Here is a 13979-nt window from a genome sequence, read left to right on the forward strand (position 1 = left end):
CCCCCCCCCCCCCCCCCCCCCCCCCCCCCCCCCCCCCCCCCCCCCCCCCCCCCCCCCCACGACATCAATCCACTGTAGGCAGCCGCTCGAGCGTCGCAAGGACCTCCGACGAAGCGACGAGGTCGATCTCGGTCGGATGCCCGCCGCGCCGGCGGTAGTAATCATCGATCTCATCGGTCAGGAACACCGTGTCGAGCCGCTGCGTCTCGTTGTACGAGGCGCCCATGCCGATCTGTAGGCCCGGATCCAGCTCAATGGCGACATACCCTCCGCCCGGCAGCGGGTAGTGCATGCCGAACTCGGTCCCGTTGTCCTGCGGCTTGCCCCGCACCCAACCGCGATTGGTCAGCCCCAGCAAGTGCCCCGGCTCGACGTTCAATCCCTCGAACCTCGTGAGCCTTCCGGTGGACAGCTCCTCCTCGGTGAATGCCAGAATCGGTCGGCTCAACTGCTCGAAGGGCTGCAGGATCTCGTAGTCGGCAAGAATCTGACCCCAAGCATCGCGTTCCTTCGGTTCCATGTGGATCGGATGCGCGAGGCTGAACACCGCGCTCTCGGGCAGTTCGATCTTGTCATCGTTCGCGTTGCTCGAGGTCCCGTCCTCGGCGAACCTGAACCCGATCCGGCCATCAGCGGTCTCTGCATGCCAGATCATGCGCTTGGCCAGATGCCGCATGAGCGGGTGGCGCACGAAGAACCGCTCGAACTCCTCGCGGTTCCAGCTGCGAGCGTTGACCATCGCGGCTTCGAGCCGCCGGATCTGATCGCGGGCAACCGCCCGAAGTTCCTTCTTCAAATCGCCGAACCGCTTGTACGCAGCTTCGGCGACCTCCGGATCGTCCTTCGCACCCGGCTTCGGAAGGCTCTTGCGGCGGTTCCCGTCCTCGTCGGTGACGTACGGCTCGAGCTGTTCGTCGAACAACACCCTGAACCGCCGCGGCCCATATTCCAGCACGAGCGCACCGTCTTCCCCGAGCCCGAAATCAGGCACGAGCCGATCCGCGAGCTGCTCCCGAGTGAGCCCGAGCCGAGCGGCGATGACCTCGATCTGCTTTCCGGCCTCCGCCTTGATTGCCTTGAATTTCGCACGGAGGGCGACGTTCTGCATTGCGAGGAGCGCCGATTCGCTGCCGATCCTGCCGAGCACTTGCAACGCGGCAACCGCATGGTGATGGCGGTTCAGACCCGGCCATTCGTGGATGAGCAGTGCGAGTCGACACACGGTCTCATCGTCACCGAACCAGCAGAGCTGGTCCAGTGCCCAGCGGTCCTTCGCCGGAGCGCCGGCCGAATCCCAGTGCTCGAACAATTTCCAGGAGAACGCTCGAAGCGATTCGAGATCGCAGGTCTCAGCGAGCACCTCCACTCCGCGGTCGGCAGTGTCGAGTTCGGCGATCGACAGTATTGAGACCAGATGCAGCACCGAAGTCCTGGGAAGTGCTGCGGTTCGGTCCTTGATCGCGACCTGCGGAAGCAGCCGAGGATTCACCCAGGCGCCGATGCCAGGCTTCTTCGCCGGTCGAGTCTCGACCGGGCCTTGCTCGAGGACTACGCGGATCGCGGCGGCGACCTGCTCGCCGTAGTGCCCCGCCGCGTCGATGACCGTTTGCGCTCCTTGCCGCTCCGCGATATGGATCAGGGCGGTCACAGCTGCGGTGCGTCGTTTCTTCTCGCCTCCAACGGCATCGGGCACAAGGAGGATCGCACCGGTCGCCCCATGGCGGTCGAGCCAGGCGGCGCCTTCCGCTCGCTGCACCTTCAGGTTCGCTAGCCAGTGGGCCGCCGCCCGGGCTGCGGCAATCGACACGATGGGCCCCAGGCAATCGCCCTCTCGCCCAGTTTCCGCGATGTACTCGACGATTCGGTCCGCGACCGCGCTCCCGTAGCGAAGCAGCATCGCGTGGATGAACGACCGGGCCTCCTCCCGGCTATGGGCCTTCAGCTCGCCCGTCCACCGCTCCAGGAGCGGATCGGCGAACTCGGAAGGCCCATAGGCGAGCATCTGGCAGACATAGTCGGACCTGTAACGCTGCGAGACATGCTCCGCCATGAGATCCCACCTCGGGACGATGCCCCTCGGCTCGGATTCGGCGGCACACTCGGCGAATCGCTGCTTCTCTCCCTGGGCCCATTCCAGCTTCGGATCGTCTTCGACGCGGAGGCCCCGGATCACGGTCGGACTCGACTTCGGGGTATCTGCGAGCCACGGCGGCGCCACGAGCAGCGCCGGCAGCGATTCCGCAGCGGCGTCCGGCAGCGCGTCCGGATCGTTCACGAGCCCTTTGATTCTCGCCTGATCGGATTCTCCGAGCTGCGCGAATGCAGGGTCGAACCACTCCTGCGGCACCTCGCTGAGCACGGCCGCCAAGTACTCGCGCCCGGCAGGGTCTGCGACCGGATCTCGGGCCGCTGCGGCCCGCATCATCCGCACCGGGAATCGCCGGGCGGCGGCACAGGCCGCCGCTAGAACGAACCGATCGCTGATACGGTCGAGCAGGAACGACACCGCCGCATCACTGGGGAGCATGGCGATCGCGGCCAGGACCGCCTGTCGGCCTTTGGTGTCGGGCTCCCAACCGTTGTCAAGCGTCGCCACCAAGGCGGGCAGGCAGTCGACGCCGAGTCGAGCCATCAGCGCGCCGAGCTTCGCAGCCCCGATTTCTCGCGGGTAGAGCGCGATCCCATCGAGCGCCTCGAGTTGGTCGGTGGTTCGAATGAGCGGCCAGAGTCCACCGTCTGTCGCGCCTTGGTATCTGATGTATCCCGCACATGCGTCGGCGATCCACTGATCCTCGGCCGGGAACAGCAACGAAGCGCGTTCCAGGAGCGCTTGACCGTGCAGGCGCGAAGCGACAGCTGCTCTGACTTCGCTGTAGACCGCGGGTTCGCACGCCTCGATGGCGCCTCGAAGCCGCTCGGTGACGCGGTACTCCCAGTCGCCTACCACCCCGCCTCGCACAGCACGTTTCAGCAGCCCGGTGCTTTCGCGCCAGCGCGGCGATTTCCGGAACGGCCAGTGCTCCTCGTACGCGAGTCCGGCTTCCTCGACCACTGCGGCCGCTGCGAACGGAAGGCCGTGCTCGAGTTCCCAGGCATCGATGGTGCTGCCCTCTAGCGTTTCCCGACGGCTTCGGTCGTGGAGGATCATCGAAATGGCGGCAGCGCCGAGCGGATCGGGCTCGCCGTCGAGATATGCCTGCATGGCCTTCGCGAATTCCGCGTTCTCGGGGATTTCGATGGCCAGGTCGATTCTCGAGCGGTGCTGCTGCAATTCGGCGCGCCACAGTTCAGTCGCGCCGGCCGAGGGGAGAGCGCGTCTGCTCCTCAGCCGACCGGCCTTCCAGGAAGCCGGGAGCTGGAGGAGGGATTCGTCGGGCAAGGGGTTCGGTGCTACTTCCACACTGGCGACAGTAGATGCAGGGTGTGACACCGGGGCTGAATCTGCTCGCGGGACAGACGGGTCAGATCTCGCTGGGCCACGGCGCCTTTCTCGCGATCCGGGCGTACAGCACGGCTGTCATGCTGGACCGCTGGGACGCCCCGCATATCGCGACAGTGCCCGTCGCCGCGCCGCGCAGCCGGCGGAAGAGTTTCCGCAGCTGACCGGATCAAGGACTCCGGGAAAGACCGCGCTCTGACACACGAGTATCAACAGATCGGCCCCGACGTCCGCGTCTTTCTCGGTGACGACCGAATCGGGGCCCGGATCGCGGAGATCGGCGCAGCGGGGGTGGTCGCCGGGGCCGGCGGACCGGTTGTCGAGCTACCGGTGGCGGTCGCTGCGGCGGTGATCACCGGCGCTGTCGAGCGTGCCCGGACTCGGCAACGCGAATTCGATCGCTATACCGACGCCCGTAAATGGCTGCCGATCAGCGATATCGCCTTCGCTGAAGCAGCGCTATCGACTCGGCTGTCTGGGTTCCCGACGCGAGTCCGCCCGCCACTGACTGCAGCATCACCCGAACAGACGCGAGTGATCCACGCGGTCATAAACTCGCTGCTGCCGCTTCTCACCGGTACCGGCCCGGAGCGCTGACCTGGGTCCGGCTCAGTTGTTGATCACGAGATCGCACACGGTGCGGGCCAGTTCCCGAACTCCGGAATCGAGAACACCGGACCGATACCCGGTCCAGTCCGCCAACTTGGGTGCGTCGCGGGCAGAACCCCGCGCGATCATCCGTTGCCGAACCTGCTCGGTAGCAGAGTCGATCCACACGGTCACCACCGGCAGATCCGCCTCGGCTTCGGCATGTTGCCGCATGAAAACTCCCAACGGAAGCCCTGCGGCGCCTGCCGCGCGCACAGTCGACAAGAACGGGGCGTCCAGCACCACCGGGTGCTGGGCGGCCACGGTCAGGCCGGTTCGGATCAGGCTGTCGTAGATCCCGGGCGCCACGAGCTCGCGATAGATGTCCGAGTCCCGATCGAACGGGTCTCCAGTCAGCCGGCGCATGACCGATTCCTCCAACACCGGAGCGAGCTGGTCTTTGTCCAGCACCACGCCGCCGCTTCGGGAAGCGAGGAACTATGCCGCCGAAGACTTGCCCGACGCCGGGAAACTACAGATTCAAAAGAGGCATTGAGCTGGAGATTTCCATTTCTGTGCAAATGGAAGCAGTGCTCACGATTTCTATACTGTCCCAGGCGGTTCAGAACTGTGGTCGGATCGACGGCGAGATGCCTGGCGACTTTGGTCCGGGAGCAGCCCCGTTCGTAGCGGTCGATCGCTTGCGCGATTTGTTCGGGGACAAGCCACGTCGCCGCACGGGGATGTTATGACGATGCAGGATCGCGCTGGTGGTTTGGCGGTCGATGCCGAAGCGGGCACGTCCTCGCCTCGGTCGAATCCTGCTATTGGACAACCATTTCAGGCGCGGAACACTAGTTCGCTGAATATGGTACGCCGGGCGTCAGTTGATCGACGGTAGCGGCGGCAAAGGCCAGCTTGGCTTCGGCCACGATCATGTGCACGGTCCCGATTCGGGAGTCGGTGAGCTCGATGGTGATGACGGCGGCGAGACGGTCGCCGTCGAAGGCGAGCACTGAGGGTTCGCCGTTGACCATTGCGGAGTCGAGGGTGATACGCGAGGCCTCAGGGCGGCGGGTCATACCGATCAGGTAGCGCAGTACACGCTCGCGGCCCAGGATAGGGCGGTGGGCCGCGGTCGCGCCGCCGCCGTCGGTCCAGGCAACCACATCGTCGGCCGGCAGGCGGTGCAGTCTCGCCGCATCGCCCGAGGCGGCCACAGCCAGGAACTCGGTGACCATCCGGCGATGCCGGGAATCGTCTGCGGCGAAACGCGTCGCCGACTCGCCAGATGCGCGCGGGCGCGGTGGTACAGCTGGCGTGAATGCGCGGCGTCGATATCGAGAATGAGATAGGCGCTCTGCACGATGTCCTGGGCGTCCACAGCCGAGCCGAGCAGGCGATAGGCCAGACCGAACAGGCGCGGCCGATGCTCTTCGAAGACCGACGCGCGGCGGGCGTCGGCGGTTTCCGGCGAGTCCATTGCTTACGAGGTTAGGCGAGGCCGGATGTGAGAGGTGCATCACAGTCACGTCGACCTGTCACATTCCGGAGCTGTGTCCGGTTCTGAACCGATGAACGCATTTCGTCGCGAGGAAGTGGGTCATGATGAGCACAGTGCTGGTCACCGGTGGCACCGGGAAACTGGGCCGGGCCGTGGTCGAACGATTGAAATATCGGGAGCGCGAGGTTCGGGTGCTGAGCCGCACCCCTGGAGCGGGGCGTGCGGTCGGGGATCTGCGTACGGGAGACGGGCTCGCAGAGGCAGTCGAGGGAGTGGATGCGGTCGTGCACTGTGCCACCACCTACGGCCGCGGTGATGTGGTGGCGGCCCGGCGGCTCGTGGATGCGATGCGCCGCACCGGGTGCGCGCCGCATCTGGTGAATATCTCGATTGTCGGTGTGGACCGGATCCCGTTGCCTTACTACCGCGCCAAGCTCGCGGCGGAGGAGGTGATCTCGGGTAGCGGGCTGCCGTGGACGAACCTGCGCGCCACTCAGTTCCACGATCTGCTGGCCACCATGTTCGATGTGCAGCGGTGGCTGCCGGTCACCTTCGCTCCCGGCGGGTTCCGATTCCAGCCCATCGACATCGGGACGGTCGCGAGCCGCCTGGCGGAGCTGGCCGTCCACACTCCCGCCGGAAAGGCACCGGATCTGGGCGGGCCGCGGATTTACAGCCTGCGCGAGCTGGCGGAAATCTACCGCTCGGTCGTGCATCGGCGACGGCCGATTCTTTCGCCACACCTGCCGGGCCGGATCGCGCGTGGTTACGCGGAGGGCTGGAATCTCGTACCCGACAATCCCCGAGGCACCCTCGCATTCGAGGAGTTCCTGCGCGAGCGGGCGTCGCGGTGACGGGCGTGCGAGGCCGGGTGGCGCGCGGGGGCCTGGTGTTCTTCGCCGTCGTCTCCGCCGTTTTGGGAGTCGTGATCCTGGCCGCTCCTGAACGGTTCTTCTCCGTCTCCTGGGTCAATCTCGGCATGCCTTACAATCCGCACCTCTTGCTCGACTACGGGGCGATGAATCTGGCACTCGCCATTCCCCTCGCGGCATCAGCCGTGGCCGCGAGCCCGCTGGCCGTGCGCAGCGGACTGGGCTCGTACGCGGTGTGGTCGGTCGCGCACCTCGTGATACACCTGCGCTATCGTGCCCATCTCGCGACGCACACCGCCCCTGCGAACGCGAACCTGTTGCTCGCGGTCCTTGCCGTCGGGGTGCTGATCTCGGTGACGCTGTTGTTGTTCTCGCTCGGCACTTCGAGACAGCAACCGCCAACCACCGCCCATCATCCGCTATGAGTGCGCATCACTGGGCTCGGCCTATCGACCAGCTGGTACGGCCGGCGATGCGCTATGGCGGCTTCCACGAACTCGGCCGAAGCCGGTTGGCGGTATGTGCCACTTCACATCGTGTCGTGTCACGTTTCAGCGTCCTGCGGTGTCTTGGGGGCATGTCTGAACACACCACATCGAACAAGGTTGTCGTGATCGGCGGTGGCTATGCCGGAGCACTCGCGGCCAACCGGCTGCGGATGCGCGCGGACGTGGACATCACACTGATCAATCCGCGTGCGAAGTTCGTCGACCGCGTGCGACTGCACCAGTTCGTGGCCGGCACCGGCGGGGCCGAGGTCGACTACGGCACCCTCCTCGCCGAGGAGGTCCGATTGGTCGTCGACAGCGCCACCCGCATAGATGCCGCCGCCCACACGGTCGAGCTGGCATCCGGGCCCAAGCTGGACTACGACTATCTCATTTACGCGGTCGGGAGCACCGGGGCGACGCCGCCGGTGCCCGGTGTGGCCGAATTCGCCTACTCCGTTGCCGAATTCGAGTTCGCCCGGCGGCTGCGCTCCAGGCTCGACGAGGTGCCGCCGGACGCTTCGATCACCGTCGTCGGCGGCGGGTTGACCGGCATCGAGACCGCAGCCGAACTGGCCGAACAAGGCCGCACGGTCACGCTGATATGCGGCAGCACCCTGGCACCGACGTTCGGTGCACCCGGGCGCCGGTCCATCGCCACGTGGCTGCACAGCCACGGTGTCACCGTGCTCGAGAACGATGAGGTGGCCGAGGTCGGTCCGGACGCGGTCCTCCTCGGCGGCGGTGCCGTGCGGCCGAGCGCGCTCACCATCTGGGCAGCCGGTTTCGGTGTGCCCGATCTGGCCCGGGCCAGCGGGTTGCGCACCGACTCGCTCGGGCGGCTGCTCACCGACGAGACGCTGACCAGTCTCGACGATGACTGTGTCATCGCGGCGGGCGATGCCGCGGCGCCGTCGGGATTGCCGTTGCGGATGAGTTCCTATGCCGCCGGGCCACTGGGCGCGCAGGCCGTCGACACGGTGCTGAGCCGACTCGCCGGAACCGAGCCGGCAGTGCTCAGTGTGGCGTTTTCGGGGGCGTGCGTCAGTCTGGGGCGGCGTAGCGGCGTCCGGCAACTGGCCCGCAAGGATGACAGACCGGTGAAGGCCTATATCGGCGGACGGCCCGGCGCGGCGATCAAGGAGCTCACCTGCAAGCTCGGGGTGTCGAAGATCCGGCGCGAGGCCCGCAAACCCGGTTCCGTGATCTGGCCGAAGGGCGGCACCCGGCCCATGCAGCCGGCCGCAGCACAGAGTGTCACGTCGCCGTGACCGCTGACGAACATGCCGAGCGGTTCACCCTGTTGCGGCCGCTGTTGTTCACGATCGCCTATGAGGTACTCGGCTCGGCGACCGAGGCCGACGATGTGTTGCAGGACAGCTACTTGCGGTGGGCGGAAGTCGACCTGGCGACAGTGCGGGATACCAAGTCCTATCTGGCGCGGCTGGTGACCCGTCAATCGCTGAACACGTTGCGGGCCAGCGCGCGTCGGCGGGAGGACTATGTGGGCCCCTGGCTGCCCGAGCCCGTGCTGCTCGACGAGAACGACGCCTCGGCCGACGTGGTGCTCGCCGAATCGGTGTCCATGGCGATGCTCGTGATACTCGAGACACTCACACCCGACGAACGCGTGGTGTTCGTGCTGCGTGAGGTATTCGGCTTCTCGCACGACGACATCGCCGCCGCGGTAGGCAAATCCGTTGCGACGGTGCGACAGGCCGCCCACCGGGCCCGCAAGCACGTGCAGTCCAGGCGCAGGCGGTTCGAACCCGCCGACACCGCGACAACGGCCCGGATCACCCAGCAGTTCATGACGGCGGCCACGACCGGCGATCTGCACGGGCTGCTCTCGCTACTGGCGAAGGACGCCACCCTCATCGCCGATGGTGGAGGCAAGGCCGCCGCGGCACGCCATCCGGTGGTCGGCGCGGAGACGGTGGCCGCGCGCCTGGTGCACCTATTCCACAAGGGGCGGGCACTGCCGGGCCTGCGGATCGAGACGATCCATTGCAACGGCGCACCTGCGCTGGTCGCCTACCGCGGCGACCACCTGGAGGGGGTGTTCCTGATCGAGATCACCCACGACGAGATCACCAATATCTATGCCATCCGCAATCCGGACAAGCTCCTCTCGGTGGCAGTGCCACGCCGGCTCACTCGGCAGCAGGGAACCGGTCTTTCACCCCGGCCGGACAAACGATGACACAGACACCGCACGTTCCCCCTCGCCACCAATAAAAGGTAATTCGACATGCAGACTTCGACCGACACCCGAGAACGCGCGACCGACGAGAAGCCGGTCACCGTCGCACCAACCGGCAGTAGCCGGGCCCGCCGCATCGCCTACTGGGCCACCACCTTCGTCATCCTCGGTGAGCTGCTTGCCGGAGCGGCGTGGGACCTTTTCACGATCGACTGGATGGAAGACCAGCTGGTCCGTCTCGGATATCCGGACTACTTCGCCTACATCCTCGGCGTATGCCACGTCGCTGCCGCGCTCGCGATCGCAGTCCCCGGCTTCGGGCTGGTCAAGGAGTGGGCATACGCGGGTGTCTGCTTCATGTGGGCAGGCGCCGCGGTGTCGTATCTGGCACTCGGCGAAGAACCTGTGTCCTGGGCGCCGCCGCTGATGTTCATGGCGTTCGCCGTCGCGTCGTGGGCGCTGCGGCCGGCCGGGCGGCGAGCCGGCGGACATACCGCGGATCGGCCGCAGGCCACTGGGCGCGAATGGGCCGCGTCGATCGGGCTGCTCGTCGTCCTGTCTGCTGTCTCGTTGCTCACCCTGCCCGTCACCGCCGACATCACCAGTGACTGGGCGGTCGAGCGCGGCTGGGTCGAGCAGCCGCGTCCATGAAGAACTTTCACCAGGCCGAACACAAGGAAGCTCGAATGCACCTCAACGAAAAACGCACCACATCAGCCCTCATGCGCCTCACGGCCGTTGCGCTCATCGCCGGCACTGTCGGCGGCTGTGGCACGGGCGGAGACGAGACGGACGAACCGGCGACGGAACAGGTCGAAGTCATCGAACTACACGTGCAGAACACCCAGTACGAGGCTCTCGACCTCGGCCCGGCGGGGCCGAGCCTCGGTGACATGGACGTCTACTCCGGCAACGCGATACAAGAAGGGCGCAGAGTCGGACAGGGTGGCGGCTCCTGCCAGACCCTGCATATCGATGGTGATCACGTGTTGATGCAGTGCTTGATCACCATGGAACTCGAGCGCGGATCCGTGACCATGCAGTCCACCTGGACCAGAGGCGCGAGCCCGCTCGACATGGCCATCACCGGCGGCACCGGCGAGTACCGGAATGCGCGGGGCACCGTGCGCTTCTGGGACATCGCCACCCCGAATGAGCGAGTGCGCGCCGAGGTCATCCGGTGACCGCGAACCCCGAAAGCCGGATCACGGATCGCCTGGACGTCGTCGACACCTGCACGCGTATGGCCTGGCATGCCGACCATCGTGAATGGGACGAGCTCGCAACCATTTTCGACGGCACCGTCAGGCTGGATTACACGAGCCTCGACGGCGGCGAGCCCATTACGGTCACCCCCGCGCAGATCGTGACCGCCTGGCGCGAAACCCTCGGCGGTTTCGACGCCACTCAGCACCTGCTCGGCAATCACCTGGTGACCGTGGACGGTGACCGGGCGGTGTGCACCGCGTCCTTTCAGGCCACCCATCGCAAGTCCGATGCGGTCGGTGGTTGCCTGTGGACGCTCGCCGGCACCTACCACTTCGATCTGGTGCGCGCCTGCGGCGCCTGGAAGATCAGCGGCGTGGTGATGACCGCGACCTGGGGCGCCGGCAATCGCGGCCTACTGCCATGAGATCCGCGTCGATCTGTCATTTCTGAGAAGGAGTTAGGGTGATCAAGGTCGAATTCGACAGCGACGGTGTGGAACTCGTCGGCAACCTGTTCTTGCCCGCAGACGGTGGTACCGCGCCCGGGGTGGTGGTGGCCGGCACGTGGACCAGCGTCAAGGAGTTGATGGCCGACCGCTACGCCCAGCGCCTGGCCGAGCGCGGGTTCGCGGCGTTGTCGTTCGACTTCTCCGGCTTCGGTGCATCGGCGGGCGAACCACGTGATGTCGAGAATCCGGCGCGGAAGGTGCGCGACATCGGCAACGCGGTCGCCTTCCTGGCTGGTCATCCGGCAGTGGACGGGAACCGGCTCGGTGCGCTCGGCATCTGCGCGGCCGCGATGTACATGTCCGGCAACGCCGCCACCGACCCCACCGTGAAATCCCTGGCACTGGTCGCGCCATGGCTACACGACGCCGCGGTCTGTGAGCAGGTCTACGGCGGTAGCGAGGCGGTGGCTGCAAAGCTGGCGCTGGCCCGCGAAGCTCGCTCGCGCTATGACGAGACCGGTGAGATCGATTACGTGCCCGTGGTCAGCGCCACCGACGACCGTGCCGCCATGCCCTACGAGATCGACTTCTACCTCAACCCCGCGCGCGGTGGAATTCCGGCGTGGCCCAACCGCTTCGCGGTCATGGCGTGGGCCGAGTGGCTCACCTACGACTCCATCGCGCTGGCTCCGCACATCACCCAGCCCACTATCCTCGTGCACAGCGAGGACGCCGCCATCCCGGACGGGGCGCGGCGCTTCCACTCCGGGCTGGCCGGACCCAAAGATATCGTCTGGACCGTGGGCACCCAGTTCGACTTCTACGACCAGGAACCGCAGGTCACCATCGCCCTCGACGCTGTCGCCGCGCACTTCCAGCGCACTCTGTGAACTCACCGACAACAAAACGATAGGAACGATCTGATGATTCTGGTGACCGGAGCGACCGGCAATGTCGGCGCGGAAGTCGTGCAGGCACTGGCGGCAGCAGGCGAACCCGTGCGAGCGTTGGTGCGCGATCCCTCGGGAACGGGCGCGCCGCACGGAGTGGAGGTCGTGGCCGGGGATCTCACCGCGCCCGAGACACTGCGCTTCGATGGGGTGCGCGCGGTGTTCCTGCTGCCCGGCTACCCGGGTGTGGCGAAGGTGGCCGCGCAGGCAGGTGTCGAACACATCGTGCAGCTTTCCGGTGTTTCCGCGGCTACCGGTGACACCAGCAATGCGATCACCCGCTACATGATGGCCGCTGAGCAGGAGACCACCGAGGGCGGGGTGGCGTGGACCATTCTGCGGCCCTGCGCGTTCGCGTCGAATGCGCTGCGCTGGCTGCCGCAGCTGCGCGATGGGGATGTGATCCGGGTGTCGTTCCCGCGGGTGCGCACGGCTGCTCTGGATCCACTGGATCTCGGCACGGTGGCCGCCACCGTCTTGCGGGCCGACTCCCATCACGGTGAGATTCTTTGGCCCACCGGGCCGGAACCGCTCACCCCGGCCGAGCAGGTGGCGATCTTGGCCGAGGCCACCGGCCGCGATCTCACCTGCGTCGAACTCACCGATGATGCGGCGCGCGCCCAGATGCTGGAGAACACACCCGTGGAATACGTGGACGCCTTCTTCGACTTCTATGCCGACGGAGCCATCGACGAATCCATCGTCCGGCCGACCGTGGAACAGATTCTCGGCCGCCCGCCGCGCACGTTCCGGCAATGGGCCGAAGTCCATGCCGAAGCCTTCCGCTGACCGCGCCATCGGGCAGGCCGGAAAGTGCGCGACATCCGCGACGGGGCGGGCTGGCCGGCCGGTCCCGCGGCAGTAGACGGAGACGGCGGCCGCGCGGACTATATGCGGGCCCGCCCGTGCGGATTTCGCGTGGGTATTCCGCGTCGGCGTAGTGCGGCCAGGACGGCCCGACACGGTGTTCATGGACGAGTGCGCCGACGCGCGCGAAGACCATGTCGAACGCTTCCGGCTCGATCCCGATCGTCGTCGCCGAACGGACTGCCGCGAGTCAGCGCGGCAGACCTGCCATATCGGCCATGAGGGACATGTGGTGGTCGAAATAGGGGGCGGGGTTCTCGATGACGGTTTTCAGCCGGCCGAAGACCTCGAAGCCGACCAGTCCGAACAGTTGGGTCCATGCGGCGAGGATCCGGTCCAGCCGTGCCTCCGAGATCGTGCCCGGACGTTGTTCGATGAGGCGGCGCAGATCGCTGCGGACCTCTCCGGGAAGATCGTCCGGTATGGGCATCAGGCGCTGAGCGCCGTCGTCGACGATATCGACGAGCAGGAGCAGCACCCGAGCGGCCGGCTCCACCGTCTCCGCGGGCGCCTCGTATCCGGGAATGGGGTCGCCGTAGAGCAGGCCGTATTCGGCCGGATGAGCCAGGGCCCAGGCACGGACCGCGCGGCAGACCGCGGCCCAGCGCTGTCGCAGCTCCCCCCGCTCGATGGCGGCCTCGGCTGCGGCCGCCGCGGCCGCCAAGTCTTCGTAGGCATCGGTGATCAGGGCGGTGAGCAGGGCGTCCCGGCTCGGGAAATAGCGGTACAGCGCCGAGGCGGCGATTCCCATATCCCGTGCCACGCTGCGTAGCGACAGGTTCGCGCCCTCGCGGGCGAAGTGGGCCCGCGCCACGTCTTTTATCTCGCGGATCATTTCCGAACGCACTCTGGCGCGCAACGAGGTGGCGGACATTTCGCCAGTATGACACGCCCGAGAACGGCAGTTCATGACAAGAACGCTGTTCTTGACCCGAGGCCGCTTTCTGTTTACGCTGATCGCATTCGAGAACACTGTTCACTACGGAAGGCCGGCGCTGTGTCACTTCACGTCATCATCGGAGCGGGGCCGGTCGGTCGCGCCCTCGCGCGACTGCTCTCGGACCGGGGCGAGGAGGTGGTCGTCATCACCCGCAGCGGCAGCGGTCCGGCGCAGGACGGGATCCGGTTGCGCGCGGCGGACGCCACCGACGCCACGGCATTGGCCGGCCATGCCCGCGGGGCGGTGGCCCTGTACAACTGCGCCGGACCGGCGTACCACCGGTGGGCCACCGACTGGCCGCCGTTGGGCGCGGCCATGATCCGGGCCGCGGAGCACACCGGTGCGGTCCTCGTGAGCACCGGCAACCTCTATGGTTACGGTCCGGTGGAGGGTGCGATGACCGAGGATCTCCCGTTGCGGCCTACATCGGTCAAGGGCAGGGTGCGAGCGGAGCTGTGGACCGCCGCGCTC

16 protein-coding genes and 1 pseudogene are annotated in these 13979 nt (G+C 66.8%); 12 read left to right on the forward strand and 5 right to left on the reverse strand.

Going from position 1 to position 13979, the window contains the following annotated elements; all coding sequences use genetic code 11:
• Positions 1-64 precede the first annotated feature (64 nt).
• Complete coding sequence (locus tag QH276_RS32725; protein ID WP_280402107.1) at positions 65-3400, reverse strand: DUF4132 domain-containing protein; 3336 nt, start codon at positions 3398-3400, stop codon at positions 65-67.
• Positions 3401-3414: 14 nt separating this feature from the next.
• Here QH276_RS32725 and QH276_RS32730 point away from each other — a divergent pair, with 14 nt between their 5' ends.
• Both QH276_RS32730 and QH276_RS32735 read left to right on the forward strand, forming a co-directional pair.
• A complete protein-coding gene (locus QH276_RS32730; protein ID WP_280402108.1) occupies positions 3415-3603 on the forward strand; it encodes a hypothetical protein in 189 nt (62 codons plus the stop codon).
• Between the two features lie 166 nt (positions 3604-3769).
• Entirely contained in the window at positions 3770-4036 is a 267-nt protein-coding gene (locus tag QH276_RS32735) for a hypothetical protein (RefSeq protein WP_280407006.1), read from the forward strand.
• Between the two features lie 12 nt (positions 4037-4048).
• Here the strand turns inward: QH276_RS32735 and QH276_RS32740 are convergent, their stop codons facing one another.
• The 3 genes and pseudogenes from QH276_RS32740 to QH276_RS35640 all read right to left on the reverse strand — a co-directional run.
• Positions 4049-4453, reverse strand: coding sequence for a hypothetical protein (locus QH276_RS32740; protein WP_280402109.1), 405 nt, complete (start codon positions 4451-4453; stop codon positions 4049-4051).
• A gap of 428 nt (positions 4454-4881) precedes the next feature.
• Positions 4882-5268 (reverse strand): nuclear transport factor 2 family protein, encoded by a 387-nt coding sequence (locus QH276_RS32745; protein WP_280402110.1) that lies wholly within the window; start codon positions 5266-5268, stop codon positions 4882-4884.
• A 116-nt stretch (positions 5269-5384) separates the two neighbouring features.
• A pseudogene (locus tag QH276_RS35640) lies at positions 5385-5510 on the reverse strand (sigma factor); the annotation flags it as partial.
• Positions 5511-5632: 122 nt separating this feature from the next.
• Between QH276_RS35640 and QH276_RS32750 the strand changes: the two are divergent.
• The 9 genes from QH276_RS32750 to QH276_RS32790 all read left to right on the forward strand — a co-directional run bounded on the left by QH276_RS32750 (position 5633) and on the right by QH276_RS32790 (position 12490).
• Positions 5633-6385: an SDR family oxidoreductase gene (locus QH276_RS32750; RefSeq protein ID WP_280402111.1), complete on the forward strand. Its 753-nt coding sequence runs from the start codon at positions 5633-5635 to the stop codon at positions 6383-6385.
• 35 nt (positions 6386-6420) lie between these two features.
• Positions 6421-6828 (forward strand): hypothetical protein, encoded by a 408-nt coding sequence (locus tag QH276_RS32755; protein WP_280402112.1) that lies wholly within the window; start codon positions 6421-6423, stop codon positions 6826-6828.
• Positions 6829-6980: 152 nt separating this feature from the next.
• Positions 6981-8162 (forward strand): NAD(P)/FAD-dependent oxidoreductase, encoded by a 1182-nt coding sequence (locus QH276_RS32760; RefSeq protein ID WP_280402113.1) that lies wholly within the window; start codon positions 6981-6983, stop codon positions 8160-8162.
• Positions 8159-9094 carry an RNA polymerase sigma-70 factor gene (locus QH276_RS32765; RefSeq protein WP_280402114.1) on the forward strand — a complete coding sequence of 312 codons (936 nt, stop codon included), beginning with the start codon at positions 8159-8161 and terminating at the stop codon, positions 9092-9094. The genes QH276_RS32760 and QH276_RS32765 overlap by 4 nt, the downstream gene beginning before the upstream one ends.
• A gap of 48 nt (positions 9095-9142) precedes the next feature.
• Entirely contained in the window at positions 9143-9745 is a 603-nt protein-coding gene (locus QH276_RS32770) for a DoxX family protein (protein ID WP_280402115.1), read from the forward strand.
• A gap of 35 nt (positions 9746-9780) precedes the next feature.
• Complete coding sequence (locus QH276_RS32775) at positions 9781-10278, forward strand: allene oxide cyclase barrel-like domain-containing protein (protein WP_280402116.1); 498 nt, start codon at positions 9781-9783, stop codon at positions 10276-10278.
• On the forward strand, positions 10275-10727 hold the full coding sequence (locus QH276_RS32780; protein ID WP_280402117.1) for a nuclear transport factor 2 family protein: 453 nt from the start codon (positions 10275-10277) through the stop codon (positions 10725-10727). Before QH276_RS32775 ends, QH276_RS32780 begins: the two co-directional genes overlap by 4 nt.
• A gap of 38 nt (positions 10728-10765) precedes the next feature.
• The gene (locus QH276_RS32785; RefSeq protein WP_280402118.1) at positions 10766-11641 is read left to right on the forward strand and encodes an alpha/beta hydrolase; all 876 of its coding nucleotides are present in this window, start codon (positions 10766-10768) and stop codon (positions 11639-11641) included.
• Positions 11642-11674: 33 nt separating this feature from the next.
• A complete protein-coding gene (locus QH276_RS32790) occupies positions 11675-12490 on the forward strand; it encodes an NAD(P)H-binding protein (protein WP_280402119.1) in 816 nt (271 codons plus the stop codon).
• 268 nt (positions 12491-12758) lie between these two features.
• Here the strand turns inward: QH276_RS32790 and QH276_RS32795 are convergent, their stop codons facing one another.
• Complete coding sequence (locus tag QH276_RS32795) at positions 12759-13442, reverse strand: TetR/AcrR family transcriptional regulator (protein WP_280402120.1); 684 nt, start codon at positions 13440-13442, stop codon at positions 12759-12761.
• A 123-nt stretch (positions 13443-13565) separates the two neighbouring features.
• Between QH276_RS32795 and QH276_RS32800 the strand changes: the two genes are divergently transcribed.
• Positions 13566-13979 (forward strand): NAD-dependent epimerase/dehydratase family protein (locus QH276_RS32800; RefSeq protein ID WP_280407007.1); only part of this gene is annotated, 414 nt, incomplete at its 3' end.

The sequence above is a fragment of the Nocardia carnea genome (assembly GCF_029869215.1).
GTDB lineage: Bacteria > Actinomycetota > Actinomycetes > Mycobacteriales > Mycobacteriaceae > Nocardia > Nocardia carnea_B.